28 protein-coding genes are annotated in these 25244 nt (G+C 70.3%); 22 read left to right on the top strand and 6 right to left on the bottom strand.

Going from position 1 to position 25244, the window contains the following annotated elements:
- Positions 1–2: 2 nt before the first annotated feature.
- Both rpmE and prfA read left to right on the top strand, forming a co-directional pair.
- Positions 3–227: a 50S ribosomal protein L31 gene (gene rpmE, locus EP757_RS06145; protein ID WP_127543228.1), complete on the top strand. Its 225-nt coding sequence runs from the start codon at positions 3–5 to the stop codon at positions 225–227.
- Between the two features lie 87 nt (positions 228–314).
- Entirely contained in the window at positions 315–1406 is a 1092-nt protein-coding gene (gene prfA, locus EP757_RS06140; RefSeq protein ID WP_127543227.1) for a peptide chain release factor 1, read from the top strand.
- On the opposite strand, the gene EP757_RS06135 is transcribed toward prfA, so the two are convergent.
- The 3 genes from EP757_RS06135 to EP757_RS06125 are packed head-to-tail and all read right to left on the bottom strand — an operon-like array spanning position 1390 to position 5540.
- A complete protein-coding gene (locus EP757_RS06135) occupies positions 1390–2748 on the bottom strand; it encodes a PQQ-binding-like beta-propeller repeat protein (RefSeq protein WP_127543226.1) in 1359 nt (452 codons plus the stop codon). The genes prfA and EP757_RS06135 overlap by 17 nt on opposite strands.
- On the bottom strand, positions 2745–4043 hold the full coding sequence (locus EP757_RS06130; protein ID WP_127543225.1) for a PQQ-binding-like beta-propeller repeat protein: 1299 nt from the start codon (positions 4041–4043) through the stop codon (positions 2745–2747). The genes EP757_RS06135 and EP757_RS06130 overlap by 4 nt, the downstream gene beginning before the upstream one ends.
- On the bottom strand, positions 4044–5540 hold the full coding sequence (locus EP757_RS06125) for a diguanylate cyclase (protein WP_127543224.1): 1497 nt from the start codon (positions 5538–5540) through the stop codon (positions 4044–4046).
- Between the two features lie 83 nt (positions 5541–5623).
- Between EP757_RS06125 and prmC the strand changes: the two genes are divergently transcribed.
- Genes prmC through EP757_RS06105 form a run of 4 tightly spaced genes read left to right on the top strand, consistent with a single transcriptional unit; the run spans position 5624 to position 8695 of the window.
- Positions 5624–6496, top strand: coding sequence for a peptide chain release factor N(5)-glutamine methyltransferase (prmC, locus tag EP757_RS06120; RefSeq protein WP_127543223.1), 873 nt, complete (start codon positions 5624–5626; stop codon positions 6494–6496).
- A 24-nt stretch (positions 6497–6520) separates the two neighbouring features.
- Complete coding sequence (locus EP757_RS06115) at positions 6521–7165, top strand: L-threonylcarbamoyladenylate synthase (protein WP_127554105.1); 645 nt, start codon at positions 6521–6523, stop codon at positions 7163–7165.
- A 1-nt stretch (position 7166) separates the two neighbouring features.
- A complete protein-coding gene (locus EP757_RS06110) occupies positions 7167–7754 on the top strand; it encodes a phosphotyrosine protein phosphatase (protein ID WP_127554104.1) in 588 nt (195 codons plus the stop codon).
- A complete protein-coding gene (locus EP757_RS06105; RefSeq protein WP_127543222.1) occupies positions 7751–8695 on the top strand; it encodes an L-threonylcarbamoyladenylate synthase in 945 nt (314 codons plus the stop codon). Before EP757_RS06110 ends, EP757_RS06105 begins: the two co-directional genes overlap by 4 nt.
- Here EP757_RS06105 and EP757_RS06100 read toward each other — a convergent pair.
- The gene (locus tag EP757_RS06100) at positions 8651–10141 is read right to left on the bottom strand and encodes an SDR family oxidoreductase (RefSeq protein WP_127543221.1); all 1491 of its coding nucleotides are present in this window, start codon (positions 10139–10141) and stop codon (positions 8651–8653) included. The genes EP757_RS06105 and EP757_RS06100 overlap by 45 nt on opposite strands.
- 76 nt (positions 10142–10217) lie before the next feature.
- Between EP757_RS06100 and glyA the strand changes: the two genes are divergently transcribed.
- The 14 genes from glyA to EP757_RS06030 all read left to right on the top strand — a co-directional run bounded on the left by glyA (position 10218) and on the right by EP757_RS06030 (position 21981).
- Complete coding sequence (glyA, locus tag EP757_RS06095; protein ID WP_127543220.1) at positions 10218–11507, top strand: serine hydroxymethyltransferase; 1290 nt, start codon at positions 10218–10220, stop codon at positions 11505–11507.
- Positions 11508–11539: 32 nt separating this feature from the next.
- Complete coding sequence (locus tag EP757_RS06090) at positions 11540–11986, top strand: hypothetical protein (RefSeq protein WP_174262516.1); 447 nt, start codon at positions 11540–11542, stop codon at positions 11984–11986.
- A 285-nt stretch (positions 11987–12271) separates the two neighbouring features.
- Complete coding sequence (locus tag EP757_RS06085; RefSeq protein ID WP_232050391.1) at positions 12272–12433, top strand: AtpZ/AtpI family protein; 162 nt, start codon at positions 12272–12274, stop codon at positions 12431–12433.
- 15 nt (positions 12434–12448) lie between these two features.
- Entirely contained in the window at positions 12449–13237 is a 789-nt protein-coding gene (gene atpB, locus EP757_RS06080; RefSeq protein ID WP_127554103.1) for a F0F1 ATP synthase subunit A, read from the top strand.
- A 76-nt stretch (positions 13238–13313) separates the two neighbouring features.
- Positions 13314–13544, top strand: a complete 231-nt coding sequence (locus tag EP757_RS06075; RefSeq protein WP_127543218.1) for an ATP synthase F0 subunit C — start codon at positions 13314–13316, stop codon at positions 13542–13544.
- A 26-nt stretch (positions 13545–13570) separates the two neighbouring features.
- Positions 13571–14122, top strand: coding sequence for a F0F1 ATP synthase subunit B (locus EP757_RS06070; protein ID WP_127543217.1), 552 nt, complete (start codon positions 13571–13573; stop codon positions 14120–14122).
- The gene (locus tag EP757_RS06065; protein WP_127543216.1) at positions 14122–14943 is read left to right on the top strand and encodes a F0F1 ATP synthase subunit delta; all 822 of its coding nucleotides are present in this window, start codon (positions 14122–14124) and stop codon (positions 14941–14943) included. The genes EP757_RS06070 and EP757_RS06065 overlap by 1 nt, the downstream gene beginning before the upstream one ends.
- A 75-nt stretch (positions 14944–15018) precedes the next feature.
- Complete coding sequence (atpA, locus tag EP757_RS06060) at positions 15019–16584, top strand: F0F1 ATP synthase subunit alpha (protein ID WP_127543215.1); 1566 nt, start codon at positions 15019–15021, stop codon at positions 16582–16584.
- 2 nt (positions 16585–16586) lie between these two features.
- Positions 16587–17516, top strand: a complete 930-nt coding sequence (locus EP757_RS06055) for a F0F1 ATP synthase subunit gamma (protein WP_127543214.1) — start codon at positions 16587–16589, stop codon at positions 17514–17516.
- Positions 17516–18958, top strand: coding sequence for a F0F1 ATP synthase subunit beta (atpD, locus tag EP757_RS06050; protein WP_127543213.1), 1443 nt, complete (start codon positions 17516–17518; stop codon positions 18956–18958). The genes EP757_RS06055 and atpD overlap by 1 nt, the downstream gene beginning before the upstream one ends.
- A 282-nt stretch (positions 18959–19240) precedes the next feature.
- Entirely contained in the window at positions 19241–20293 is a 1053-nt protein-coding gene (locus EP757_RS06045; RefSeq protein WP_127554102.1) for an LCP family protein, read from the top strand.
- 71 nt (positions 20294–20364) lie between these two features.
- Positions 20365–20646 carry a F0F1 ATP synthase subunit epsilon gene (locus EP757_RS06040; RefSeq protein ID WP_127543212.1) on the top strand — a complete coding sequence of 94 codons (282 nt, stop codon included), beginning with the start codon at positions 20365–20367 and terminating at the stop codon, positions 20644–20646.
- 8 nt (positions 20647–20654) lie between these two features.
- The gene (locus EP757_RS06035) at positions 20655–21122 is read left to right on the top strand and encodes a DUF2550 domain-containing protein (protein WP_127543211.1); all 468 of its coding nucleotides are present in this window, start codon (positions 20655–20657) and stop codon (positions 21120–21122) included.
- A 40-nt stretch (positions 21123–21162) separates the two neighbouring features.
- Positions 21163–21981: a PhzF family phenazine biosynthesis protein gene (locus tag EP757_RS06030; RefSeq protein ID WP_127543210.1), complete on the top strand. Its 819-nt coding sequence runs from the start codon at positions 21163–21165 to the stop codon at positions 21979–21981.
- 39 nt (positions 21982–22020) lie between these two features.
- Here the strand turns inward: EP757_RS06030 and EP757_RS06025 are convergent, their stop codons facing one another.
- Positions 22021–22599, bottom strand: a complete 579-nt coding sequence (locus EP757_RS06025; RefSeq protein ID WP_127543209.1) for a cob(I)yrinic acid a,c-diamide adenosyltransferase — start codon at positions 22597–22599, stop codon at positions 22021–22023.
- Between the two features lie 42 nt (positions 22600–22641).
- Here EP757_RS06025 and murA point away from each other — a divergent pair, with 42 nt between their 5' ends.
- Positions 22642–23931 (top strand): UDP-N-acetylglucosamine 1-carboxyvinyltransferase, encoded by a 1290-nt coding sequence (gene murA, locus EP757_RS06020; protein ID WP_174262344.1) that lies wholly within the window; start codon positions 22642–22644, stop codon positions 23929–23931.
- Here murA and EP757_RS06015 read toward each other — a convergent pair.
- The gene (locus EP757_RS06015) at positions 23928–24269 is read right to left on the bottom strand and encodes a hypothetical protein (protein WP_127543207.1); all 342 of its coding nucleotides are present in this window, start codon (positions 24267–24269) and stop codon (positions 23928–23930) included. The genes murA and EP757_RS06015 overlap by 4 nt on opposite strands.
- Before the next feature lie 123 nt (positions 24270–24392).
- Between EP757_RS06015 and EP757_RS06010 the strand changes: the two genes are divergently transcribed.
- Complete coding sequence (locus tag EP757_RS06010; protein ID WP_127543206.1) at positions 24393–25241, top strand: 3-hydroxyacyl-CoA dehydrogenase family protein; 849 nt, start codon at positions 24393–24395, stop codon at positions 25239–25241.
- The last annotated feature ends 3 nt before the right edge of the window (positions 25242–25244 follow it).

Genomic DNA, 25244 nt, shown 5'->3' with positions numbered 1-25244 from the left:
ACATGAAGAGCGGCATCCACCCCGAGTACGCGACCACCGAGGTCGTCTGCTCCTGCGGCAGCACCTTCACCACCCGGAGCACCGCCAAGGGCGGCGAGATCCGTGTCGAGACCTGCAGCGCCTGCCACCCGTTCTACACCGGCAAGCAGCGCGTCCTCGACACCGCGGGCCGGGTCGCGAAGTTCCAGGCGAAGTACGCCAAGGTGAACGCCGCGAAGAAGAAGTAACTGCTTCAACGGCGCCCGTCCCGGATTCCGGGGCGGGCGCCGTTCGCATGTGGTCCGCTCGTGTGTGAAGGCCCTGGGAGAGAAACGATGAGCAACGACCGTTTGACCGCGCTTCTCGACGAGTACGCCGACCTCGAGAAGCGGATGGAAGACCCCTCGATCCACGCCGACCAGGCGCTGGTCCGGCGGGTCGGCCGGCGGTTCGCCGAGCTGGCCCCGATCTACGCGGCGAACGCCGAGCTGGAGGCGGCCCGCGCCGACCTGGCCGCGGCGAAGGAGCTGGCGGCCGAGGACCCGGCGTTCGCGTCCGAGGTCGAGGCGGTCGCGGCGGTGCTGCCGGCGCTCGAGGAGAAGCTCGGCGAGATGCTGATGCCGCGCGACCCGAGCGACGCCAAGGACGTGATCGTCGAGATCAAGGCGGGTGAGGGCGGCCAGGAGTCCGCGCTCTTCGCCGGCGATCTGCTGCGCATGTACACCCGGTACGCGGAACGCCGCGGCTGGACCGTCGAGGTGATCGACTCGCAGGAGTCGGACCTCGGCGGCGTGAAGGACATCTCGGTCGCCGTGAAGACGAAGGGCGCTCCCGAGGGCGGCCACGGCGTCTGGTCCCGGATGAAGTGGGAGGGCGGCGTGCACCGCGTGCAGCGGGTGCCCGTCACCGAGTCGCAGGGCCGGATCCACACCTCGGCTGCCGGCGTGCTGGTGCTGCCCGAGGCCGAGGACGTCGAGATCCACATCGAGCCCGGCGACCTGCGGATCGACGTCTACCGCTCGTCCGGCCCCGGCGGGCAGTCGGTCAACACCACCGACTCCGCGGTCCGGATCACGCACCTCCCCACCGGCACCGTGGTGAGCTGCCAGAACGAGAAGAGCCAGCTCCAGAACAAGGAGTCGGCGATGCGGATCCTGCGCTCCCGGCTGCTGGCCCAGGCCCAGGAGGCGGCGGACGCGGTGGCCGGCGACGCGCGCAAGGCCCAGGTGCGTACGGTGGACCGCTCCGAGCGGGTCCGTACCTACAACTTCCCGCAGAACCGGATCACCGACCACCGGATCGGCTACACGGCCTACAACCTGGACCTGGTCCTCGGCGGCGAGCTCGACGGTGTGCTGGACGCGCTGGCCGAGGCCGACCGCGCGGCCAGGCTCGCCGGCGAGACCGAGATCAGCCGACGGCCGTGACGACCAGCCGGTCCTCACGCTGGCAGGCCAGGTAACGGCCGGTCGAGTCGCATCGCCAGCCCTGCTGCATGTCGGCCGACGAGCCCAGCAGGCCGACCCGGGTGATCTCACCGGTCTTCAGGTCGAGGTAGTCGACGGCGTCGCGCATCGGTCCCTGCCCGTAGACCCGGTGCAAGAGCAGGACCGATCCCTCGTACGCCTCGGCGCGCACCGGATAACCGATCCCGCCGGTGCCGGCCTGCTCGCCGGTGAGCGGGTCGACGACCGACTGCCGTGGCGGGTCGGCGTTCTCCGCGGTGATCAGGCGGTCGCCGACCTGGATGACGCCGCCGCCGTCACCGGGCCGCTCCCAGAGCTGCCGGCCGGTGCGCGGGTCGATGCCGAACAGCGAGGAGCCGTCGGCGTGGCAGAGGATCGGGCCGCACTCGACGATGTACGCGTACGGCGACATGTCGGTCTCCCAGAGCCGCTCCAGACTGCCGGCGCGGTAGGCGGTGACGGTCGCCTTCTTCAGGGTGTTACGGCTGACCAGCACCAGGTCGTCGGCGATCGAGAGGTACGTGTCGACGCCGTTCTGCACGTCGGTGGCCGACCACGGAAGTCTCCTCTCCTTGATCACTGAGCCGTCGGCGAAGCGCAGCACTGTGGTGCGGCCGGTCTTGTCGGCCAGGATGACCAGGATCGGGGACGGGCCCTCGTCCTGGACGTTCAGGTGCAGCGCGCCGCCGGCCGGTCGGCGCCAGATCTCGGCGCCGGTGCGGGCGTCGACGAGCCGCACGGTCACGTAGTCGCCGTGGCTGTCCCGCTCGCCCAGCAGCACCGACGAGGACGCGACGGCCTGCACGTCGCCGGCGGTCTTCCAGAGCTGCCGTCCCGTCGTGGACTCCAGCGCGGTGGTGGTTCCGCCGTACGAGAGCAGGCCTTGACCTCCGTCGTCGAACTCGAGGTTCGCCCACTTCTCGTCGCCCGGGATCAGCAGCAGCCCGGCCGCGGCGCCCGGGTACATCCAGTTGATCCGACCGGGCGAATCCCGCCGCCACCGGACCGCGCCGGTGGCCGTCTCGTATGCCGTCAGCTCCACCGTCGTGGCGCCGGTGCCGCGGAAGACGAAGATGCCGTCCTCGCGGACCGTCATCGAGTCCTGCTCGGTCATCGGCGCCGACCAGATGTCGTGCACCAGCGGGTCCCCCGGCCGGGCCGCGCCGCCGAGGACCATCGCGCTGACGAGAGCGACGGCGGCGATGAGCGCGCGGCGTACCGAGCGGGGGTTGAACTCGGCCCTGCCCGCGGGCTCCCCGGGTTCGCTGGGAGCGTTGAACTCGCCCAGCTCGATGACGGTCATCGGGGCACCGCGGCGACGACCATCCGGTCCCAGCCGGTGCAGACGAGATGGCCCGGCACGGTACGGCAGCTCTGCTGGTCGGGCAGCGGCTCCAGCGACCCGAGCACGGTGATCCGGCCGGTGTCCAGGTCGAGGCGGGTCACCGAGGTGCGGCCGATCGGTTCGGTGGTGGCCCGCAGCAGCAGGACCTCGTCCTGCCAGCGGGTGGCCCAGGCGATCCAGCCGGGAACGGGTTCGGAGAGCTCGCGGCCGGTGCGGCTGTCGAGCAGCACGTGCTCGGACCCGTTCTGCCGGTCGGTGAGGATGCGATCGCTGGTCATGACGGAGGCGATGATCTCAGGGCCGCGCCACAGCTCGCGCCCGTCCTCCGGGGCCAGCGCCGCGAACTCGCCGGCGTCCCAGGTGCAGACGACGCCGACGCAGTTCGCCAGCGGCCCGCTGACCAGCGGTTCCAGGCCGTCCAGGCGGTAGACGCCGGTGTCCGGGTCGTCCGCGCCGAAGACGGTCACGAAGAGCAGGCCGGCCGCGACGCTGATCTCGGAGTACCGCCCGCGGCCGGCCGTGATCCGGCGGCTCGCCAGGCCGGCGCCGTCGGCCCAGGCCAGAACCGTCACGTCACCCGCCGCGGTCCGGGTGACCACCCGGTCCCCGGCGGTGTCGACGCCGACGTCCTGGATCAGGGCGCCGTCGCTGCGCGTCCAGACCGGCACGCCGTCCTCCAGCCGGACCCGGGACAGCGAGGCGATGCCGCCGCGCGGGTCGAACTCCTTCAGCAGCGCGCTCCCCGCCTCGATCGCGTCCCAGTGCGGCTCGCCGGGCCGCCGCCACATCTCGGCGCCGGTCGCGGCTCGCAGCGCGATCGTGGTCCGGGAGGCCTGCGCGGCCGGTCCGTCCGGGTTGCCCGACGACGCCGGGTCGGCGGTGACGAGCACCGGTCCGCCGTCCGGCGCGGGATCCACCGTGATGAGGTGGGCGTCGGTGCCCCAGCGCCACAGCCGCCGCCCGTCGGCCAGGGAGTACGCCACCACCTCGGCCCGCTCGCCGCCGCTGAGGACGTAGAGCGTGTCGCCGGAGAGGGTGATGCTCTCGTACTCCTGGACGTACGGCGCCGTCCAGAGCAGACGGAGGCCGGGCGGTTCCGGCCGGACCGCCGCGACGCAGGCGAACAGGCAGAGCAGGACGGCGACCAGCGCTACCGGGCGCAGCCGGCGGCGATCGAGCCCGGCGGTGATCGGATCGGCCACCGGGTCCGGTGGGTGGCCGGCCGTCATGTCGCCGAGCTCGATCACCGCCATCTACGTCGGTTTCCGGGTCGCCGCCGCCGCGGCCAGGGCGGCGCTCAGGCCGCGGCCGTTGCGGCCCACCTCGGACCAGCCGGCGGCCAGGCCGATCGGTGAGCCCGGCACCAGGGCCTGCCAGTTCTCCGAGTCGGCCGCGGCGCCGATGCGGCGGGCCACCTCGGCCGCCTGGTTCGGCCCGGCGCCCGGTAGGACCAGCACGAACTCGTCGCCGGCGAACCGGGCCACGAAGTCACCGCGCCGCATGGTCCGGTGCAGCACGCCGGCGATCCGCTGCAGGACCAGGTCGCCGCAGTGCCGGCCGTGCCGGGCGTTGACCGCGGTGAACCCGACGATGTCGCAGATACCGACGGCGGCCCGCTCGCCGCGCGCCAGCAGAGTGTCCACATAGCGCTCCAGCTGACGCCGGTTGGGCAGGCCGGTGAGCGGGTCGACCAGCGTCTCGTCGCCGTAGCGGGTCGGGTCGCGGTGGGTCTCCTGCGCGTCCAGCCGGGCTGCCACCCCGTCGAGGTAGCCGTCGCGGAGCTGGTCGATGCGCTGGGCGGCCAGGCGGAACGCGTACCGGTCGAGGGCGTGCGCTGCCGCGTGGTCGCCGGCGCTGGCGTGGCAGATGCTGCGCAGCCGGGCCGGCTCGGGCGCGCCGAGCACCTCGGCGGAGACCGGCACGGCCTCCAGCATGGACAGTGCGCGTTCCGGTTTGCCGTCCGCGATGGTGAGGCAGACCGAACCGAGATGCCGCAGGTCACGGGTCCGCACGCTGTCGCCGCCGCCGATCAGCCAGGGCGCCGCGTCGGCGCCGGTCGGTTCGCCCAGGGCGGCGCGGCGGGCCAGGGCGTAGCCGTAGACCGTGCGGCTGCCGGGGCGCAGCTGGTCGGTCGCGATGTAGCGGGAGAGTTCGGCGTCGATGTCGCGCAGCACCCTCAGGCAGCCGTCGGTGTCACCCTGGTGGTCCAGCGCGACCGCGTTGCGCAGCCGGATGCCGGGGGCCGCGAAGATCTCAGCGGCCAGCCCGGCGCTCGCGCCGACCTCGCGGGCCTGCTCGATCGCGGTGAGGGCCTGGCCGTGGAAGCCGAGGTACGAGTACGCCATCGCGAGGTCGTGCCAGCCCCACGCGGTCTCGCCGTCCCGCTCCGGAACGGCGGCCAGCGCGCGGGCGGCCTGCACGAGATGGGTGACGCCACGGTCCAGATTGCTCTGCAGGTGCGCGCCGAGGGCGGCGAACGCGTGCATCTGACCGCGCAGGTAGGGGTCGGGAACCTCGCGCACCGCCTCCGAGGCGACGGCCATGGCTGTCGACAACTCGGCGACGCGGCCGAGATTGATCAGCGCGCCGAAGCGCTGGACCAGCGCGTACGCCCGGGTCGGGGGGTCGGAAGTGGCGGACAGGACCGCATCGAGGATCGGAAGTGCCTGCGCGGACTGCCCGTTCTGCTGCAGTTGCCCGGCCCGGCGCAGGTCCTCGACGTGTTCCGCGAGCTGGTCCAACCAACCCACCAGGCGCCTCCCACGGCCTCGGCGCGCCGCGGGGTGACCCGGCCGACCCCCTGCGGACTGCGACGTCCCATGATTATGCCGTGATGCCGAGCCACGAACACCCCCACGAGAGCACGGATCGGACCCGTCTCGGGCCCGAGCTGGCGACCGCCACATCGGAGCTGGCCGCCGCGGGGGTGGCGTCGCCGCGGGTCGACGCCGAGCTCCTGGCCGCCCACGTCCTCGGCGTGCATCGCGGGCGGCTCCTCCTGCTGGACTCGATCCGCGCCGGCGAGTTGGCACGATTCCGTTCGCTGGTGGCCGATCGGGCCCGCCGGATCCCGCTGCAGCACCTGCTCGGCACCGCCGCGTTCCGGCACATCGAGCTGGCCGTCGGTGACGGCGTCTTCGTGCCGAGGCCGGAGACCGAGCTGCTGGCCGGCTGGGGGATCGAGCGGACCTCACCGGGCGACACCGTGGTCGACCTGTGCAGCGGGAGCGGCGCGATCGCGTGCTCGGTGGCCGACGAGACCGCCGCTTCGTCGGTGATCGCGGTGGAGCGCTCGCCGGCCGCCCTGCCCTGGCTGCGACGCAATGCCCAGGCTTTTCCCGCAGTGCGCGTCCTGGAAGGCGACGTGACCGACCCCGGCCTCCTGGCCTCCTCGCACGCTCAGGTGTCGGTCGTCCTCTGCAATCCGCCCTACGTCCCGGACGGCACGCCGGTTCCGCCCGAAGTGTCCGATCACGACCCGGCTGAGGCAGTGTTCGGCGGCGGCGACGGACTCTCCGTGATCCGCCCGGTGATCGCGCTGGCCGCGAAGCTGCTGAAGCCCGGCGGATGGCTCGGCATCGAGCACGACGACGTGCATGGCGCGGCGGTGCCAGCACTCCTCGATGCCCACGGCGGGTTCGCCGAGGTGACGGCGCACGACGACCTCACCGGCCGCCCGAGATATGCGACCGCCCGCCGGGTGTGACGGCATGGCAGACTGCACGTCGTGATGCTCTACGACTGCTCCACCGTCGCCGACCGGGACCGTGGCATCGCGGCGGCCGTCGAGGCGGTCAAGAGCGGTGAACTCGTGGTGATGCCCACCGACACGGTCTACGGCGTCGGTGCGGACGCCTTCACCGCCCATGCGGTCACCCAGCTGCACCACGCCCGCGGCTCGGACCGCCGGGTGCCACCACCGGTGCTGGTCGGCTCCCGGCACACGCTGGACGGCCTGGTCTACTCGCTGCCCCGGGCGGCCCGGGAGCTGGCCGACGCGTTCTGGCCGGGCGCGCTCACCATCATCGTGGAGCACTCGCCCAGCCTGCAGTGGGACCTCGGCGACACCGGCGGCACGGTGGCCGTGCGGATGCCGCTGCACCCGGTCGCGCTGGAGGTGCTGCGCGAGGTCGGCCCGATGGCGGTGACCACGGCGAACAAGCTCGGCTCACCCGCGCCGCTCACCGCCGACGAGGCCCGCGACCAGCTGGAGTACGCGGTTCGCGTCTACCTGGAGGCCGGTCCGGCCACCGACCCTGCGCCCAGCACGATCGTCGACGTGACCGGCGACGTGCCACGGGTGCTGCGGGCCGGCGCGATCCCGTTCGAGAAACTCCGTGACGTGGTGCCCGAGCTCGTCGATGGGCAGGCCTGACGTGGCGCCCTTCACCGTTCTGCACGTCTGCATGGGAAACATCTGCCGCTCGCCGATGGCCGAGCGGCTGCTCGATCGTGCGGTGCGTGACCGGTCGGGCGAGTCCGGCCTGGTTCGCAGCGTCAGCGCCGGCACCGGCGGCTGGCACGAGGGCGAGGAGATGAACCCGCCCGCGGCCCGCCAGGTCCGGGCACGGCGCGGCTCGGCCGACGGCTTCTCCGCCCGCAAGCTGCGCGGCGACTTCATCGACGAGGCCGACCTGATCCTCACGGCGACCGCCGACCAGTACGACTACGTGGTCGCGCTGCGCCCGGAAGCGGCGGACCGGACGTTCGTGCTCGGTGAGTTCGGCCGCCTGCTCGCCGGGATCGACGCCGCCGCGCTGCTGGCGTCCGAGGCGAAGCCGGAAGCGGTGCACGCGCGTGGCACCGCGATCGTCGAGGCCGCGGCCCGGCTGCGCGGCAGCGACGCACCGCAGCCCGGCGACGACCTGGACGACCCGTGGGGCCGCGGCGACCAGACGTTCCAGCGCATCGGCGACGAGATCGAGGACACCACGGTCCCGCTGGCCAACCTGCTCATCCCGTGATCGTCCGTCCCGACGCCGAGGGCATCCGCCGGGCCGCCGAGATCCTGGCCGCCGACTCGGTGGTCGCGTTCCCCACCGAGACCGTCTACGGTCTCGGCGCGCACGCGTTCTCGGAGAAGGCCGTCGGCGAGATCTACCGGTTGAAGAACCGGCCGTCCTGGAACCCGCTGATCGTGCACGTCGCCTCGGTGACCGCGGCCCGGGAGCTGGCCGAGGACTGGCCGGACCAGGCCGAGCAGCTCGCCGCGAAGTTCTGGCCGGGACCGCTCACCCTGGTCGTCCGCCGGGCCCGGCACCTGCCCGGGATCGGCGCCGCGAACGACACCGTCGCGATCCGGGTTCCGGCGCACGAGGTCGCGCTGCGGCTGCTGGAGGAGTCCGGCCTGCCGCTCGCCGCACCCAGCGCCAACCGCTCGGAGAGCATCTCGCCGACCACCGCCGAGCACGTGGTGCGCAGCCTCCCGGACGTGCCGATGGTGCTCGACGGCGGCCCCTGCTCCTGGGGCATCGAGTCGACGGTGCTGGACGTGACCGGTGAGGTGCCTCGCCTGCTCCGGCCGGGCGCCCTCGGTCTGCGTACGCTGCGTGACGTCACCGGCTCACTCGCCCTGCCCTCCGACGTCGCCGATGGTCAGGCCCGCTCGTCGCCGGGGATGAGCCGGCGGCACTACGCGCCGCGCGCCCGGGCCGTCCTCTGCGCGGATGTGCGGGACGTGGACCGGTCCGGTCTCGCCGGACCGGTCGGTGTGCTCACCTACGAGGGGATCCCCGGCACGGAGATCCTCTCCGCCGATCCCCGGGAGTACGCCGCCGACCTCTACGCGGCCCTGCACCGCCTCGATGACGCCGGCGTCGCGACGATCCTGATCCAGGAACCGCCGCACACCGAGGAGTGGCTAGCGGTGCGTGACCGGCTCTCCCGCGCCGCTGCCCCTGAATGACTCGGCCGTGGCCGTGATGTTCTTCGCCATCCCGCTGAAGACGATGCCGTGGAACGGCAGCACCGAGGCCCAGTAGAGGTGCCCGGCCAGCCCGCGGGGCAGGAAGACGGCCCGTTGCCGGTAGACGCTGCCGCCGTCCGGTGACGGCTCGGCGCGCATCTCCAGCCAGGCCCGGCCCGGCACCCGCATCTCGGCGCGCAGCCGCAGCAGCGAACCCGGCTCGATCTCCTCGACCCGCCACCAGTCGAGCGCCTCGCCGACCCGCAGCCGGTCCCGGTCCCGGCGTCCGCGGCGCAGGCCGACGCCGCCGGCGAGCCGGTCCATCCAGCCGCGCACCGACCAGGCCAGCGGGAACGAGTACCAGCCGTTCTCGCCGCCGATCCCCTCGATCACCCGCCACAGCCGGTCCGGCGGGGCCTGCACCGGACTGCACCGCTCGTCGACGTAGAGGCTGCCACCGGACCACTTCGGGTCGCTGGGCAGTGGCTCGGCTGCGGCGTCCCGGCCGGAGGCGCTGGACCAGCGGGTCTCCACGTCGGCGTCGCGGATCTTGCCGAGGGCCAGGCGTACGGCCTCGTCGAAGCCGAGCGGCTGTTCTCTCTCACCGAGCATCTCGGCCAGGTCGTTCTCGTGTGCCACCGCCTCGTGGACGAGGCTCGCCACCAGCGGCCGGGCGATGGCGTTCGGCACCGGGGTGATCAGGCCTACCCAGTGCGCGGAGAGCCACGGACTCAGTACCCGGGTGGGCACGATGATCCGGCGGGGGAGGCCGGCGACCCGGGCGTACCGCTGCATCATCTCGGCGTAGGTGAGCACGTCGGCGCCGCCGATGTCGAAGCCGCGGTTCACCTCGGGCGGCAGCCCGGCCGCGCCGATCAGGTAGCGCAGCACGTCACGGACCGCGATCGGCTGGATCCGGTTGGTCACCCAGCGTGGTGTGACCATCGCCGGCAGCCGCTCGCTGAGGTAGCGCAGCATCTCGAACGACGCCGAACCGGACCCGATGATCACCGGAGCCCGCAGCACGGCCGTCGGCACGCCGCTCGCCAGCAGGATCCGCGCCACCTCGGCCCGGGACCGCAGGTGCGGGGAGGGCCGGTCACCGGCCGGCGGCTCGGGGCCGCCGAGGTAGATGATGCGCTTCACGCCGGCCGACCGGGCCGCCGCTGCGAAGTTGCGGGCCGCCTCCCGGTCCCGCTGCTCGAAGTCGCTCTGGCCGAGCGAGTGGACGAGGAAGTACGCGACGTCGACGCCCTCCAGCGCGGCCGGCAGCGTCGACGGGTCGGAGAGATCGGCCTCGACGATCTCGACCCGGCCCGCCCAGGGGACGTCGCGGAGACGGCCGGCGCTGCGCGACAGGCAGCGGACCGTGTGGCCGGCTTCGAGCAGCCGGGGCGCGAGGCGGCCGCCGATGTATCCGGTAGCGCCGGTGACTAGGCATCGCATAAGTGCAGACTGTGCCCGCGAACAGGCCCTCTCAAGCCATATGCTTTTAAATCGCAGGTCCGTGAGGGGAGGCCGGATGGGCACCTTCTGGGGTCCGGACTTCGCCGCGCTCCAGCGCGACGATCCGGAGATCGCCGCTGTGCTCCTGGACGAGCTGGCTCGCCAGCGGGAGACCCTCCAACTCGTCGCGAGCGAGAGCTTCACCTCGCCGGCGGTGCTGGCGGCGCTCGGCTCGACGCTGGCGAACAAGTACGCCGAGGGCTATCCCGGCAATCGCTACTACGGTGGCTGCGTCGAGGTGGACCGGGCCGAGCAGCTCGCCATCGAGCGGGCCCGGGCGCTCTTCGACGCCGAGCACGCGAACGTCCAGCCGCACTCCGGCGCCTCGGCGAACCTCGCGGCGTACGCGGCGCTGGCCGAGCCGGGCGATCCGGTGCTCGCCCTCGGGCTTCCGCACGGCGGGCATCTGACGCACGGCAGCCGGGCCAACTTCTCCGGCAAGTGGTTCCACCCGATCGCCTACCGGGTGGACCCGTCGACCGAGGAGATCGACTACGACGAGGTGCGCGACCTCGCCCTCGCGCACCGGCCGAAACTGATCATCTGCGGCTCGGCGTCGTACCCCCGGCTGATCGACTTCGCCCGGTTCCGGGAGATCGCCGACGAGGTGGGCGCGTACCTGATGGTGGACGCGGCGCACGTCATCGGCCTGGTGGCCGGCCGGGCCGTCCCCTCGCCGGTGCCCTTCGCCGACGTGGTCACCTGCACCACCCACAAGGCGTTGCGCGGTCCCCGGGGCGGCATGATCCTCTGCCGGGCCGACCTGGCGCAGCGGGTCGACAAGGCGGTCTTCCCGTTCGCGCAGGGCGGCCCGATGATGCACACGGTCGCGGCGAAGGCGGTGGCCCTGCGCGAGGCGAGCATGCCGGCCTTCCGCAGGTACGCTCAACAGACCGTCCGCAACGCCCGCGCCCTCGCGGCCGGGCTCGCCGAGGAGGGGATGCGTCCCGTCACCGGCGGCACCGACACCCATCTCGCTCTGCTCGATCTGCGCGAGCTGGGCGTCTGCGGGCGGGAGGCCGAGGCGCGCTGTGCCCGGGCGCGGATCGCTCTCAACAAGAACGCGATTCCGTACGACCCGGAGAAGCCCGCTGTCGCGTCCGGTCTGCGGGCCGGGACGCCGGGTGTCACCTCCCAGGGCATGGGAGAGGACGAGATGCGGCGGATCGCCGGCCTGATCGGGGCGGCGGTGCGCAGCGATCCGGCCACGGCCGGCGGCGCGAGCCGGCTGGACGAGGTGCGTGAGGAGGTGTCGGAGCTGGTCCGGCGTTTCCCGGTCTACGAGGAGCAGGAGGTCATGGCGTGAGGCGTGGAGAACCGGTGGATGTGGTTCCCTACGTGCCGGATGCGGCCGACGAGGAGCCGGAGACTCCGCTGCCGGACCTCCCCCCGCTCCCCGCGGATCCGCGCTGGCGGGTCGAGCACCTGCCGTTCCTCTCCGCGATGTCGATGGCGCTGCTGACCTTCGCGGCCTCCGCCGGTTTCTTCGCCGGTGGCGCGCCCGCGGCGCTCGGCGCGGCGGCCGGCGTCCTGATCGTGACCGTCAGCTACACGATGAGCACCCTGGTCATCGCCTGGGCCGACACGGTCCGCCCGGCACTCCTGATGCCGCTCGGTCTGCTCACCTATACGGTGAAGTACACCCTTCTCGGCGTGATCCTCGCGTTCGGTGTGTCGAGCGACTGGGGCGGCCGGACGGCGCTGGGCCTGGGCATCGTCGTGGGCGTCATGGTGTGGACCGCCGTGCAGGCGTGGTGGATGTACCGCAAAACCGCGCGAAAGTGATCTACAGCACGATAACGTTGCTGGTCAGGGCGGTGCAACTCGGTCAGGGAGCCACGATCCGGTGACCTCTTCGCTCGTGGCGTGTTCCGTTCTGGCGCGACAGGAGTACCGTGTCCTTCCAGTTGCGAGACCCTCGACGCCTGGACAACTGCGGTTGTGCGGGGGGTCCCGCTTAGCTTCGTGTTACCTGCTGATATCGTTCGGGCCGTCATGACCGGCCAAGAACCTCCCCCCGAATCTCGCGGTGACAAAGGTCAGCAACCACCTCCCGACACGGGAGTGGGCATGACCGCAGTCTCCTACCTCATCGCGGGCATGTTGGTGTGGGGTGGGATCGGATGGCTGGTTGACCACTTCGTCGGAACCAAGGGCATATTCGCCGGCATAGGCGCCGTCCTCGGTGTTGCCGGTGGTGTGTACCTCATCGTGCGCCGGCTCGGCGCCTGACAGGAAAGGGCCATGGTGATCGGTCAGTCGACGGTCCTCGCGGCGGCGTTCCCGCCCGATGTCGAGGACTTCTACCTGCCCAGCATCCTGCCGTGGGGCGAGCACGACAACTACTGGTTCACCAAAGTCACCCTGCTCATCTGGCTCTCGGTCGCGCTGCTGATCATTTTCTTCCTGTACGCGTACCGGAAGCCGCAGCTGGTCCCGACCAAGAAGCAGTGGATCGCGGAGAGCGCGTACGGCTTCGTGCGCAACAACATCGCGGTCGACATGATCGGCCCGGCGGGCGTGCGCTTCGCGCCGTACCTGACGACGTTGTTCCTCTTCATCCTGGTGAACAACTTCTTCGGCATCGTGCCGCTGATCCAGATGTCGCCGATGTCGCACATCGCGTTCCCGACGGTCCTCGCGGCGATCAGCTACGTGATGTTCATCTACGTCGGCATGCGCCACCACGGACCGCTGAAGTACTTCAAGCACGCCTTGATCCCGCCGGCGCCGTGGTTCATCCTGCCGCTGCTGATCCCGATCGAGCTGTTCTCGAACTTCATCGTCCGCCCCTTCTCGCTGGCGGTGCGTCTCTTCGCCAACATGTTCGCGGGCCACATGCTGCTGCTGGTGTTCACGCTCGGCGGCTTCGCGATGATCAACGCGAACGTGCTGCTCGCGCCGGTCTCGGTGCTGTCCTGGCTGCTCACCATCGCGCTGACGATGCTCGAGTTCCTGGTCATCTGCCTCCAGGCCTACGTCTTCACGGTGCTGACCGCGAGCTACGTCCAGGGCGCGCTCGCCGACGAGCACTGAGCACTACCCGATCTATTAGTTACACCCCGTTGTCGTCCCGCGTGACAGTCACGCGAGATACCAGGAGGAACTGAGAATGCTTCTCGCTGAGGTTGTTGGTAGCACCGCCGCCATCGGCTACGGCCTCGCCGCCATCGGCCCGGGCATCGGTGTTGGTCTGGTCTTCTCGGCCTACATCCAGTCGACCGCCCGTCAGCCGGAGTCGTCGCGTCTGACCCTTCCGTACGTCTGGATCGGCTTCGCCGTCATCGAGGCCCTCGCCCTGCTGGGCATCGCGTTCGGCTTCATCTGGCAGGGACCGCTCTGATCTCCAGCCTCGACTAGGAGGTTTTAATGATCAACCTTTACCTGGCTGCCGAAGAGGCAACCACCGAGCACAACCCGATCCTTCCGATCTGGCAGGAGATCGTGGTCGGCTCGGTAGCCTTCGCGGTCCTGTGCTTCGTGCTGATCAAGTTCGTCTTCCCGCAGATGGAGAAGACGTTCCAGGCGCGGGTCGAAGCCATCGAGGGTGGTATCAAGCGTGCCGAGGCCGCTCAGGCCGAGGCGAACGAGCTGCTGGAGCAGTACCGGACCCAGCTCGCCGAGGCCCGGACCGAGGCCGCTCGCATCCGCGACGAGGCTCGTGCCGACGCCGAGGGCATCCGGCAGGACGTGCTGGCGAAGGCCCGCGAGGAGTCGGACCGCATCATCGCGGCCGGCAACGAGCAGCTCTCCGCGCAGCGTGAGTCCATCGTCCGGGAGCTCCGCAGCGAGGTCGGCACTCTTGCGGTCGATCTGGCCAGCAAGATCGTCGGCGAGGCTCTGGCCGACGAGGCCCGCACCCGCGGCACCGTCGAGCGCTTCATCGCTGACCTCGACGCCGCTGGCACGGGGCGGCGCTGATGACGTCGAGCGTAAGCCGCGAGGCCTACGGCGAGGCGTCGGAACGGCTGGTCGCGGAGACCGCGTCCGCCACGGCCGCGCAGCTGGCTTCGGTCGCCGACGAGATCCTGTCGGTGGCCGGCCTGCTGCGGGCTCAGCCCCGGCTGCGCCGGGCGCTGACCGACCCGTCGCGGCCGGGCAGTGACCGCGCCGATCTGCTCCGCTCGCTGCTCGCCGGCAAGCTCGCCGAGACCACGGTGAACGCGCTGGCCACCCTGGTGGCCGGTCGTTTCGCCTCCCCGGGCGACCTGCTGGACTCGACCGAGCGCCTCGGGGTGGACACCCTGCTGGCCTCGGCCGACCGGGACGGCAAGCTGGCCGACGTCGAGGACGAACTGTTCCGGTTCAGCCAGATCGTCGCGGGCGACTCCGCGCTGGCCGTCACGCTGAGTGACCCCAGTGCGACGGTCGAGCGCCGGGTTAAGCTGGTTCAGGACTTGCTCAAGGGCAAGGTCCACGTCGCCACGGGCCGCCTCGCCGAGGTCGCTCTCGATGGTTTCGGTGGTCGTGGCTTCGAGGCCTCGCTGACCCGGCTGGTCGAGCTGACCGCCGCGAAGCGGGACCGCGAGGTGGCGTACGTGACGGTGGCGAAGCCGCTCACCGACGCCGAGGAGCAGTCACTCGGCGCGAAGCTGTCCGCCATCTACGGCCGTGAGGTCTCGCTGAAGGTCGGCGTGGATCCCGCGGTCATCGGCGGGGTCAGCGTCCGCGTCGGCTCCGACCTCTACGACGGCACGATCCTGCGTCGGCTGAACGCCGCCAAGCAGGCGTTCGCTAAATAGACATTTCCCCTCGATTTCCATCGAGAAGGCCCCTCGGCGGCGGAGACGTCCCGAGCTAGACAGAGAAGGCAGAGGATGGCCGAGCTGACCATCTCCTCGGACGAGATCCGGGGGGCGCTAGAGCGCTACGTCTCTTCCTACGAGGAAAAGGTCTCCCGCGAGGAGGTCGGCATCGTCTCCGACGCGGGCGACGGTATCGCCCACGTCGAGGGCCTGCCCTCGGTGATGGCGAACGAGCTGCTCGAGTTCGCCGACGGCACCCTGGGTGTCGCGTCGAACCTCGACGTGCGTGAGATCGGCGCCGTGATCCTGGGCGACTACGCGAAGATCGAGGAGGGCCAGCCGGTCAAGCGCACCGGCCGCGTCCTCTCCGTCCCGGTGGGCGACGCCTTCCTGGGTCGCGTCGTCGACGCCCTGGGCAAGCCGATCGACGGCCTCGGCGAGATCGCCAACGAAGGCTTCCGCGAGCTCGAGCTGCAGGCGCCGAACGTCATGGCCCGCCAGCCCGTGAAGCAGCCGCTGCAGACCGGCATCAAGGCGATCGACGCCATGACGCCGATCGGCCGCGGCCAGCGTCAGCTGATCATCGGCGACCGCAAGACCGGTAAGACCACGGTCGCGATCGACACGATCATCAACCAGAAGGCGAACTGGGAGTCCGGCGACCCGGCCAAGCAGGTCCGCTGCATCTATGTGGCGATCGGCCAGAAGGCGTCGACCGTCGCGAGCATCCGGGGCACCCTGGAGGCGCAGGGCGCGCTGGAGTACACGACGATCGTCGCGGCCCCGGCTTCCGACCCGGCCGGCTTCAAGTACATCGCCCCGTACACCGGCTCGTCCATCGGACAGCACTGGATGTACAACGGCAAGCACGTCCTGATCGTCTTCGACGACCTGACCAAGCAGGCCGAGGCGTACCGCGCCGTGTCGCTGCTGCTGCGCCGCCCGCCGGGCCGCGAGGCGTACCCGGGCGACGTGTTCTACCTGCACTCCCGCCTGCTCGAGCGTTGCGCCAAGCTCTCCGACGAGCTGGGCGGCGGCTCGATGACCGGTCTGCCGATCATCGAGACGAAGGCCAACGACATCTCGGCCTTCATCCCGACCAACGTCATCTCGATCACCGACGGTCAGATCTTCCTGGAGACCGACCTGTTCGCCTCGGGTGTCCGCCCGGCGATCAACGTCGGTACCTCGGTCTCCCGCGTGGGTGGTTCGGCGCAGGTCAAGGGCATGAAGCGGGTCTCCGGCCGACTGCGCCTCGACCTCGCCCAGTTCCGTGAGCTGGAGGCCTTCTCGGCCTTCGCCTCCGACCTGGACAAGGCGTCGCGCGCTCAGCTCGAGAAGGGCGTCCGCCTGGTCGAGCTGCTCAAGCAGCCGCAGTACTCGCCGTACTCGGTCACCGAGCAGACCATCGTCATCTGGGCCGGCACCACCGGTCAGCTCGACGACGTCCCGGTCGCCGACGTGCGCAAGTTCGAGCAGGAGCTGCTCGAGCACATCAAGCGCAACCTGAGCGAGGTCTACACCTCGATCGAGTCCACGAACAACCTGACCGACGACAACATCGCCGCGCTCGAGGGTGCTGTGGTCGAGTTCAAGAAGTCGTTCCAGGGCTCGCAGGCCAGCGAGAGCGGTAACTAGGCATGGCCGGTCAGGTACAGGCGCTGCGGCGGCGCATCCGCACCGTCAAGTCGACCAAGAAGATCGCCAAGGCGCAGGAGCTGGTCGCGACCAGCCGGATCGCCAAGGCCCAGGAGCGGGTGAACGCGTCCCGGCCGTACTCGCAGGCGATCACCAAGGTTCTCGGTGCGCTGGCGAGCAACGCTTCGGTCGACAACCCGCTGCTGGTCGCGCGTGAGCGTGTCCAGCGGGCGGGTGTCCTGCTGATCACGAGTGACCGTGGCCTGGCCGGCGCCTACAACGCCAACGCCATCCGGACCGCCGAGCAGCTGATCTCTCAGCTGAAGTCGGAGGGCAAGGAGGTGGCGCTGTACGTCGTGGGCCGCAAGGGCGTCGGTTACTACCGGTTCCGCAACCGGGACATCGCCGCCAGCTGGACCGGTTTCTCCGAGCGCCCGACGTTCGCCGACGCCAAGCGCATCGGCGACGCCCTCATCGAGGCGTTCGCGGCGGGTTCCACGGAGGACGGCACGTTCGGCCCGGACGACATCCCGGGTGTGGACGAGCTGCACATCGTGAGCACCGAGTTCAAGTCGCTGATGACGCAGTCCGCTCAGGCGAAGCCGCTCGCGCCGGTTCAGGTGGAGGAGCAGGCCGAGGAGTCCACGGGTCTGCGTCCCGCGTACGAGTTCGAGCCGGACGCCGACGAGTTGCTCGACGCGCTGCTCCCGAAGTACCTCAACACGCGTATCTACGCGGCGTTGCTGGACTCGGCGGCCAGTGAGTCGGCCTCGCGCCGGCGGGCGATGAAGAGCGCGTCGGATAACGCCGACGACCTGCTCAAGCGGTACACGCGCGAGATGAACTCCGCGCGGCAGGCTGCGATCACCCAGGAAATCAGTGAGATCGTCGGCGGCGCCAACGCGCTGGCCGAGGCGGGAAGTGATGTGTGATGACTGCTGTAGCTGAGCCCACCAAGGCGGAGACCGCTGTCGGCCGCGTCGTCCGGGTCATCGGCCCGGTCGTCGACGTCGAGTTTCCCCGTGACGCCATGCCCCCGATCTTCAACGCGCTGCACGTCGACGTCACCCTCTCCGAGGGCACCAAGACGCTGACGCTGGAAGTCGCCCAGCACCTGGGTGACAACCTGCTCCGCGCGATCTCGATGCAGCCGACCGACGGCATGATCCGCGGCTCCGAGGTCAAGGACACCGGCGCGCCGATCTCGGTGCCCGTCGGTGACGTGACCAAGGGCCACGTGTTCAACGCCCTCGGCGAGGTGCTCAACGTCGACCCGTCGACGCTGAACGTCACCGAGCGCTGGGCGATCCACCGCAAGCCCCCGGCGTTCGCCGACCTCGAGCCGAAGACCGAGATGCTGGAGACCGGCATCAAGGTGCTCGACCTGCTCGCGCCGTACGTGCGCGGTGGCAAGATCGGCCTGTTCGGTGGCGCGGGCGTGGGCAAGACGGTGCTCATCCAGGAGATGATCATCCGGGTTGCCCGCAACTTCGGTGGTACCTCCGTGTTCGCCGGTGTCGGCGAGCGCACCCGTGAGGGCAACGACCTCATCCTGGAGATGGACGAGGGTGGCGTTCTCGACAAGACCGCTCTGGTCTTCGGCCAGATGGACGAGCCGCCGGGCACCCGCCTCCGGGTCGCCCTGACCGCTCTGACCATGGCGGAGTACTTCCGGGACGTCCAGAACCAGGAGGTGCTGCTCTTCATCGACAACATCTTCCGGTTCACCCAGGCCGGTTCCGAGGTGTCGACCCTGCTCGGCCGTATGCCGTCCGCCGTGGGTTACCAGCCCACGCTGGCCGACGAGATGGGCGAGCTCCAGGAGCGCATCACCTCGGTCCGGGGCAAGGCGATCACCTCGCTGCAGGCGATCTACGTGCCCGCCGACGACTACACCGACCCGGCGCCGGCCACCACCTTCGCCCACCTGGACGCGACCACCAACCTCGAGCGGTCGATCTCCGACAAGGGCATCTACCCCGCCGTGGACCCGCTGGCCTCCAGCTCGCGGATCCTGGCGCCCGAGTTCGTCGGCGCCGAGCACTACACGGTGGCCCGTGAGGTCCAGCGGATCCTGCAGAAGTACAAGGACCTCCAGGACATCATCGCCATCCTCGGTATGGACGAGCTCTCCGAGGAGGACAAGGTCACGGTGCAGCGGGCTCGCCGCATCGAGCGGTTCCTGTCGCAGAACACCTACGCGGCGGAGCAGTTCACCGGCGTCCCCGGCTCGACGGTCCCGCTGAAGGAGACCATCGAGGCGTTCAAGAAGATCTCCGAGGGTGAGTACGACAACTACCCCGAGCAGGCCTTCTTCATGTGCGGTGGCCTCGAGGACCTCGAGAAGAACGCGCACGAGCTGATGAAGGGCTGATAGAGCCTTCTCTGTACGTGGGAAGCCGCGCCGGCGACATGCCAGCGCGGCTTCTGCGTGTTCGCTTCATTTCGCTGCGTTCATGCAGGCTGTGAATGGGAATCGAGGTGCCGGAGTTCGGCCTGAGCTTGGGTATGCTTGGCCGCGCGTTCGCATGATCCTGCGAACATCCCGGGGTCATTTCTTCCGGATGGTCCGAGAGTTGGGGATCGGGTGGCTAAGTCTTTCAAGCTCCGCACGCCGCTGTGGGCACGTCTCTGCGCGATCTTCGGCAGTGTGCTCATGGTGGTCAGCGGCGGTGTCCTGGTGGGTGGCAACGCCTTGATCTCCAAGTACACCGGCGCGGTCGACGCGGGCGGGGGCAGCCTGATCGGCGACCCGGCCTCGGCCACCCAGAAATCGGAGATCAAGGGCCCGATCAACATCCTGCTCGCCGGCATCGACCCGCGCGACACGAAGACCGCGCCGCTCTCCGACTCGATCATCGTGGCGCACATCCCGGCCTCGATGGACCAGGTCTACCTCTTCTCCATCCCGCGTGACCTCTACGTGGAGATCCCGGCCTTCGCCGCGACCGGCTTCAAGGGCGGCAAGTCGAAGATCAATGCGGCCATGTCGTACGGGAGCTCGGTCGGCAACGGCGAGCACGACGTGAAGCAGGGTTTCCAGCTGCTGGCGAAGACCGTCACGAAGCTGACCGGCATCAAGGAGTTCGACTCCGGCGCCATCGTCAACTTCGGCGGCTTCAAGGACATCGTCGAGGCCATGGGCGGCGTCACCATGACGATCGACCAGAACGTGAAGTCCGAGCACCTGCAGCCGAACGGCAAGCCCCGCCCGCGCATCCCGGGCTGCGACAAGTGCGCGCACCCCTACACGGGCCCGCAGAAGACGTACAAGAAGGGCACCTACCACCTGGAGGCGTGGGAGGCCCTGGACTACGTCCGCCAGCGCTACACGCTGCCCAACGGCGACTACGACCGGCAGCGGCACCAGCAGCAGTTCATCAAGGCCATGGCGAAGCAGGCGATGAGCAAGGACGTCATCTCCAACCCGTCGAAACTGCTCTCGATCCTGGACGCGGCCGGTGAGTCGCTCACCTTCGACGGCGGCGGCAACAGCGTGATCGACTGGGCCACCGCCCTGCGCGGCGTCAACACCGAGGACATGACCACGATCAAGCTGCCCGGTGGCGGCCTGTTCGAGCCGGGGTCGAACAAATACCTCGGCGAACAGCTCAAGGGCGACTACGAGGAGTTCTTCGAGGCGGTGCGGAAGGACGACATCGCGCCCTTCCTGCTCGACCACCCGGAGTTCGTCAACGTCAACAGCTGACCCCGTACCACGCGTACGCAGGCAGCCGTTTAGACTTCACCCGTTCAGGTTCTGCAGTCAGAGGAGACCAGGTGGCCAACCAGCTGCATGTCGAGGTCGTCGCCGTCGAGGAGAAGGTGTGGTCCGGCGAGGCGGAGATGCTCGTCGCGCGTACCACCGAGGGTGAGATCGGTGTCCTCCCCGGCCACTCGCCGCTGCTCGGCCTGCTCAAGGAGCCGTCCCAGGTCCGGGTGAAGCTCGCCGGTGGTGATCAGCTCACCTACGACGTGGCCGGTGGCTTCCTCTCGATCGACGCGAACGGCGTCACGGTGCTCGCCGAGAGCGCCACGCCGGCTACGCCCGAGTCGCACTGACGCCGACGATGCGGGTTCTGGAAGTCGTCGGAATCTGCGTCGCGGCGCTGCTCGCGCTCCTCTTCGCAATCTTCTTCCGCCGCCGGCTGCTGATGGCCGGCGGCGGAACCATTCGGCTGCAGGTCCGGATCAGCACGCTGGTCCCGGGGCGCGGCTGGTCGCCCGGCCTCGGCCAGTTCGTCGGCGACGAGCTCCGCTTCCACCGCATGTTCAGCCTGGCGATCCGCCCCAAGAGGGTGCTCGATCGCCGTTCGCTCACGGTCGAGGAGCGGCGTCTGCCCACCGGCCCGGAGCGGCTCACCATGCCCGGTCACTGGGTGGTCCTGCGCTGCGCGAGCAGCGGCGGCCAGATCGAGATCGCGATGGCGGAGACCACCGTCACCGGCTTCCTCTCCTGGCTGGAGGCCGGACCGCCGCGTGACCCGGGCGCTCTGCGCAGCCGGCCGGTCTTCGGCCCGCGCCCGATCGAGCCGTAAGCCGGCCGTCGCCCGAACGGACTGTTCTACCGTCGATCGCATGCGTATCCGAATCGTCGACGCCTTCACTTCGCAGCCCTTCTCCGGAGCGCCGGCCGGCGTCGTGCTTCTCGACGCCTTCCCCGACGACGCCTGGATGCAGCGCGTCGCGGCCGAGGTGAATCACGCGGAGACGGCCTTCTTGCATCCGATTACCAGCAATACCGAAATATCGGATCAGGCACCTGACTGGGCGCTGCGGTGGTTCACGCCCGCTGTGGAGGTGGCGCTCTGCGGACATGCCACTCTGGCCGCCGCCCACGTGCTCGCTCACCGGGAGTCACCGGTCCGGGACGTCCGATTCGCCACTAGAAGCGGCATCCTCACGGCGACGACGAGCGCGGACGGGCTGATCACCCTCGACTTCCCCACCGCCCCGCTCACATCGGTGGAGCCCTCGCCCGCCCTGGCCGCGGCCCTCGGCGCCGAGGTGAAGGCCGTGCACCACACCGGAGCGGACACCGACGACCTCCTCGTCGAACTGGCCGACGAGGAGACCGTCCGTGCCGTCACCCCGGACCTGCGGGCCCTCGTCCCGCTGTCGAACCGCGGGGTGATCGTCACGGCCGCGGCGGCGGGAGAGGGGTACGACTTCGTCTCCCGCTTCTTCGGCCCGGCCGTAGGCGTCGACGAGGACCCGGTCACCGGCAGCGCTCACACGGCTCTGGCGCCGTACTGGGCGGCTCGCCTGGGTCGCACCGAACTGACGGGTTACCAGGCTTCCCGTCGAGGCGGCCATGTCCGCGTGGCACTGCGCGGCGACCGTACCGAGCTCGCCGGCCACGCCGTGACGGTCATCGACGGCACCCTCACCGCCTGACCCGCCCGCCTCCCGAACGTGCTCGGGCTACGGCTCGACTCAGGGGCGAACCCCTCCGGGGACCCACTTCACGTCTCCGGAGGGGTTCGCCACCCGGGAGAGGATGAAGAGCAGGTCGGAGAGGCGGTTCAGGTATTTGGCCGGCTCGACCGCTGTCCGGTCCGGGTCGGCGGCGATCAGGGCCCAGGCGGAGCGCTCGGCGCGGCGGGCGACGGTCCTGGCCACGTGCAGCAGGGCGGCGCCCGGTGTGCCACCCGGCAGGATGAAGCTGTCCAGCGGCGTGAGGCGCTCGTTGTACTCGTCGCACCATCGCTCGAGGCGGTCGACGTACGACGAAGTGATCCTCAAAGGGGGATAGGCGGGCGGCTCGGTGGACAACGGGTTCCCCAGGTCAGCGCCCAGATCGAAGAGATCGTTCTGGATGTGGGCGATGACGGCCCGTACGTCCTGCGGCAGATCACCCAGCGCGAGCGCGGCACCCAGCGCGGCGTTGCACTCGTCGGCGTCCGCGTAGGCCGCGATGCGCGGATCGGTCTTCGGGGCGACCTCGTTGTTGACCAGCCGGGTCTCGCCGGCGTCGCCGGTACGGGTGTAGATGCGGGTCAGATGAACAGCCATGCGCCCTACCCTAAGAGGCGGCACGGGCGCAGGAACCCTACGATGGCCCGCGTGGATGTGATCAGGGTGAAGGGCGGCGCCCGGCTTGCCGGTGACGTCGTCGTCGGCGGGGCGAAGAACTCGGCGCTGAAGCTGATGGCGGTCGCGTTGCTGGCCGAGGGCCGCAGCGTGGTGGCGAACGTCCCGCGCATCACCGACATCGCCATCATGGCCGAGGTGCTGCGCCGGCTCGGTTGCGACGTCGAGCTCAAGGGCAGCGAGGCGATCATCGACGTGCCCGCCGAGCCCGGCGCGGAGGCCGACTACGACCTGGTCCGGCGCCTGCGCGCGTCGATCTGCGTGCTCGGCCCGCTGCTGGCCCGCCGCGGCTACGTGCGAGTGGCGCTGCCCGGCGGCGACATGATCGGCTCCCGGGGTCTGGACATGCACGTGTCCGGTCTGGCCCGGATGGGCGCGGAGATCTCCAACGAGCACGGCTTCGTGATCGCGTCGGCGCCGCAGGGCCTGCGCGGCACCAAGATCTGGCTGGACTTCCCGAGCGTCGGCGCGACCGAGAACCTGCTGATGGCGGCGGTTCTGGCGCGCGGCGTCACGGAGATCGACAATGCGGCCCGCGAGCCGGAGATCGTCGACATCTGCGAGATGCTCACCGCGATGGGCGCCAAGATCGAGGGCGCCGGTACGTCGACCCTGATCGTGGAAGGCGTCGACGGCCCCCTGAAGCCGGTCGAGCACACCACGGTCGGCGACCGGATCGTCGGTGGCACCTGGGCGTTCGCGTCGGTGATGACCCGTGGCGACGTGACGGTCAAGGGTGTCCGGCCGGAGTTCCTCGACATCGCGCTGGACAAGCTGGTGACGGCCGGCGCGACGGTGGAGCCGGGCGACAACCAGTTCCGGGTGCGGATGACCGAGCGGCCGCGTGGCGTCGACATCGTGACCCTGCCGTACCCGGGCTTCGCCACCGATCTGCTGCCGATGGCGCTGGGCCTGGCGACGGTGGCCGAGGGCTCGTCGCTGATCACCGAGAACATCTTCGACGGCCGGTTCATGTTCGTGAACGAGATGGTCCGGCTGGGAGCGGAGATCCGTACCGACGGGCACCACGCCGTGGTGAACGGCCGGGAGCGGCTCTCCGGCGCGCCGGTGCGGGCCACCGACATCCGGGCCGGCGCCGGTCTGGTGATCGCCGGCCTCTGTGCGGACGGGGTGACCGAGGTGGGCGAGGTGCACCACATCGACCGGGGCTACCCGGACTTCGTGTCGGACCTGGCCAACCTGGGCGTCGAGGTGGAGCGGACGGACGTCCCGGAGCCGGAGTACAACTTCTAGGACTGCGCCAACCGGCGCGCCTCCTCCACCTCTTCGGCGAAGACCAGCACGCTGACCCGCCCGTCCCGGCGGGTCGCGCTCGTCGCTCGGATGCCCGCATCGGCGAGCAGCCGCCGGATCTCGTCGGCGACCTCGGGGTCCTCCGTGACGGCCGCGGGCCAGAGCAGCCCGTAGTCCTCGCACTCGGAGAAGATCGAGAGACCGTCCGGGTCCCCGCTGGTGGAGCCGGGGGCGCCGGTGGGTTGCAGGCCCATCCGCCAGAAGACCGCGCCGAGAAAGCCGACCAGACCGACGGCGATCAACGGTCCGATGAGGTACCAGCCGTCGCTCGTGGCCATGGGCACAGTGTGGCACCGCTCAGCGCCGATTTCTGGGGAATTGCCCCGATCGAGAACCGCCCTGAGGCTTCGTTAAGTAACCCCGTTAAGGTGAGGCGACTTACCACGACGAAGGAGTGGACTATGGCGGGTCGTCTCGCGGTCATCGGATCCGGTCTGATGGGCTCCGGCATCGCGCAGGTCTCGGCGCAGGCCGGGTGGCAGGTCACCATCCGGGACGTCACCGACGCCTCGCTCAGCCGCGGCCTGGCCGCGATCGAGGAGTCGCTGACCCGGTTCGCCGTGAAGGGCAGGATCGCCGAGGCGGACGTCGAGGCCACCCTGTCCCGGATCACGACCACCACGGACCTGGACGCCGCCGCCGAGGCCGACATCGTGGTCGAGGCGATCTTCGAGAAGATCGAGGCGAAGCACGAGGTCTTCAAGCAGCTCGACAAGATCTGCAAGGCGGACGCGGTGCTCGGCACCAACACGTCGGCCATCCCGATCACCCAGATCGCCACCGCCACCTCGCGCCCGGAGTCGGTGGTCGGCATCCACTTCTTCTCGCCGGTCCCGATGATGAAGCTGGTCGAGCTGGTCCGCGGCTACCAGACGTCGGACGAGACCCTGGCGGCCGCCCGCTCGTTCGCCGAGGGCGTCGGCAAGACCTGCGTCGAGGTGAAGCGCGACGTCGCCGGCTTCGTGTCGAACCGGCTCTTCTCCGCGATCCTGGTCGAGGCGATCAAGCTGGTCGAGTCCGGCGTCGTCAGCGCCGAGGACCTGGACACGGTCATGAAGCTGGGCTTCGGGCACGCCATGGGCCCGCTCGCCACGGTCGACCTCACCGGCCTCGACGTCATGCTCAACGCGGCCGGCAACATCTACCGGGACACCGCCGACGAGAAGTTCTTCCCGCCGGAGCTGCTGCAGCGCATGGTCACGGCCGGCGACCTGGGCCGCAAGACCGGCAAGGGCTTCTACACCTACTGACGG

The sequence above is a fragment of the Actinoplanes sp. OR16 genome (genome assembly GCF_004001265.1).
In the GTDB taxonomy this organism is placed as follows: domain Bacteria; phylum Actinomycetota; class Actinomycetes; order Mycobacteriales; family Micromonosporaceae; genus Actinoplanes.
Note: the sequence above shows the minus strand (reverse complement) of the source record. Positions and strands in the feature narration are given on the sequence as shown.

Coding starts and splice junctions, on each gene's coding strand:
- rpmE (WP_127543228.1), top strand. CDS start 3: ATGAAGAGCGGCATCCACCCCGAGTACGCGACCACCGAGGTCGTCTGC.
- EP757_RS06075 (WP_127543218.1), top strand. CDS start 13,314: ATGCTTCTCGCTGAGGTTGTTGGTAGCACCGCCGCCATCGGCTACGGC.
- prmC (WP_127543223.1), top strand. CDS start 5,624: ATGCCGAGCCACGAACACCCCCACGAGAGCACGGATCGGACCCGTCTC.
- EP757_RS06045 (WP_127554102.1), top strand. CDS start 19,241: ATGGTGGTCAGCGGCGGTGTCCTGGTGGGTGGCAACGCCTTGATCTCC.
- atpD (WP_127543213.1), top strand. CDS start 17,516: ATGACTGCTGTAGCTGAGCCCACCAAGGCGGAGACCGCTGTCGGCCGC.
- murA (WP_174262344.1), top strand. CDS start 22,642: ATGGCCCGCGTGGATGTGATCAGGGTGAAGGGCGGCGCCCGGCTTGCC.
- EP757_RS06055 (WP_127543214.1), top strand. CDS start 16,587: ATGGCCGGTCAGGTACAGGCGCTGCGGCGGCGCATCCGCACCGTCAAG.
- EP757_RS06085 (WP_232050391.1), top strand. CDS start 12,272: ATGACCGCAGTCTCCTACCTCATCGCGGGCATGTTGGTGTGGGGTGGG.
- EP757_RS06015 (WP_127543207.1), bottom strand. CDS start 24,269: ATGGCCACGAGCGACGGCTGGTACCTCATCGGACCGTTGATCGCCGTC.
- EP757_RS06030 (WP_127543210.1), top strand. CDS start 21,163: ATGCGTATCCGAATCGTCGACGCCTTCACTTCGCAGCCCTTCTCCGGA.
- EP757_RS06115 (WP_127554105.1), top strand. CDS start 6,521: ATGCTCTACGACTGCTCCACCGTCGCCGACCGGGACCGTGGCATCGCG.
- atpA (WP_127543215.1), top strand. CDS start 15,019: ATGGCCGAGCTGACCATCTCCTCGGACGAGATCCGGGGGGCGCTAGAG.
- EP757_RS06100 (WP_127543221.1), bottom strand. CDS start 10,141: ATGCGATGCCTAGTCACCGGCGCTACCGGATACATCGGCGGCCGCCTC.
- EP757_RS06035 (WP_127543211.1), top strand. CDS start 20,655: ATGCGGGTTCTGGAAGTCGTCGGAATCTGCGTCGCGGCGCTGCTCGCG.
- EP757_RS06025 (WP_127543209.1), bottom strand. CDS start 22,599: ATGGCTGTTCATCTGACCCGCATCTACACCCGTACCGGCGACGCCGGC.
- glyA (WP_127543220.1), top strand. CDS start 10,218: ATGGGCACCTTCTGGGGTCCGGACTTCGCCGCGCTCCAGCGCGACGAT.
- EP757_RS06135 (WP_127543226.1), bottom strand. CDS start 2,748: ATGACCGTCATCGAGCTGGGCGAGTTCAACGCTCCCAGCGAACCCGGG.
- EP757_RS06070 (WP_127543217.1), top strand. CDS start 13,571: ATGATCAACCTTTACCTGGCTGCCGAAGAGGCAACCACCGAGCACAAC.
- EP757_RS06010 (WP_127543206.1), top strand. CDS start 24,393: ATGGCGGGTCGTCTCGCGGTCATCGGATCCGGTCTGATGGGCTCCGGC.
- EP757_RS06065 (WP_127543216.1), top strand. CDS start 14,122: ATGACGTCGAGCGTAAGCCGCGAGGCCTACGGCGAGGCGTCGGAACGG.
- prfA (WP_127543227.1), top strand. CDS start 315: ATGAGCAACGACCGTTTGACCGCGCTTCTCGACGAGTACGCCGACCTC.
- EP757_RS06130 (WP_127543225.1), bottom strand. CDS start 4,043: ATGGCGGTGATCGAGCTCGGCGACATGACGGCCGGCCACCCACCGGAC.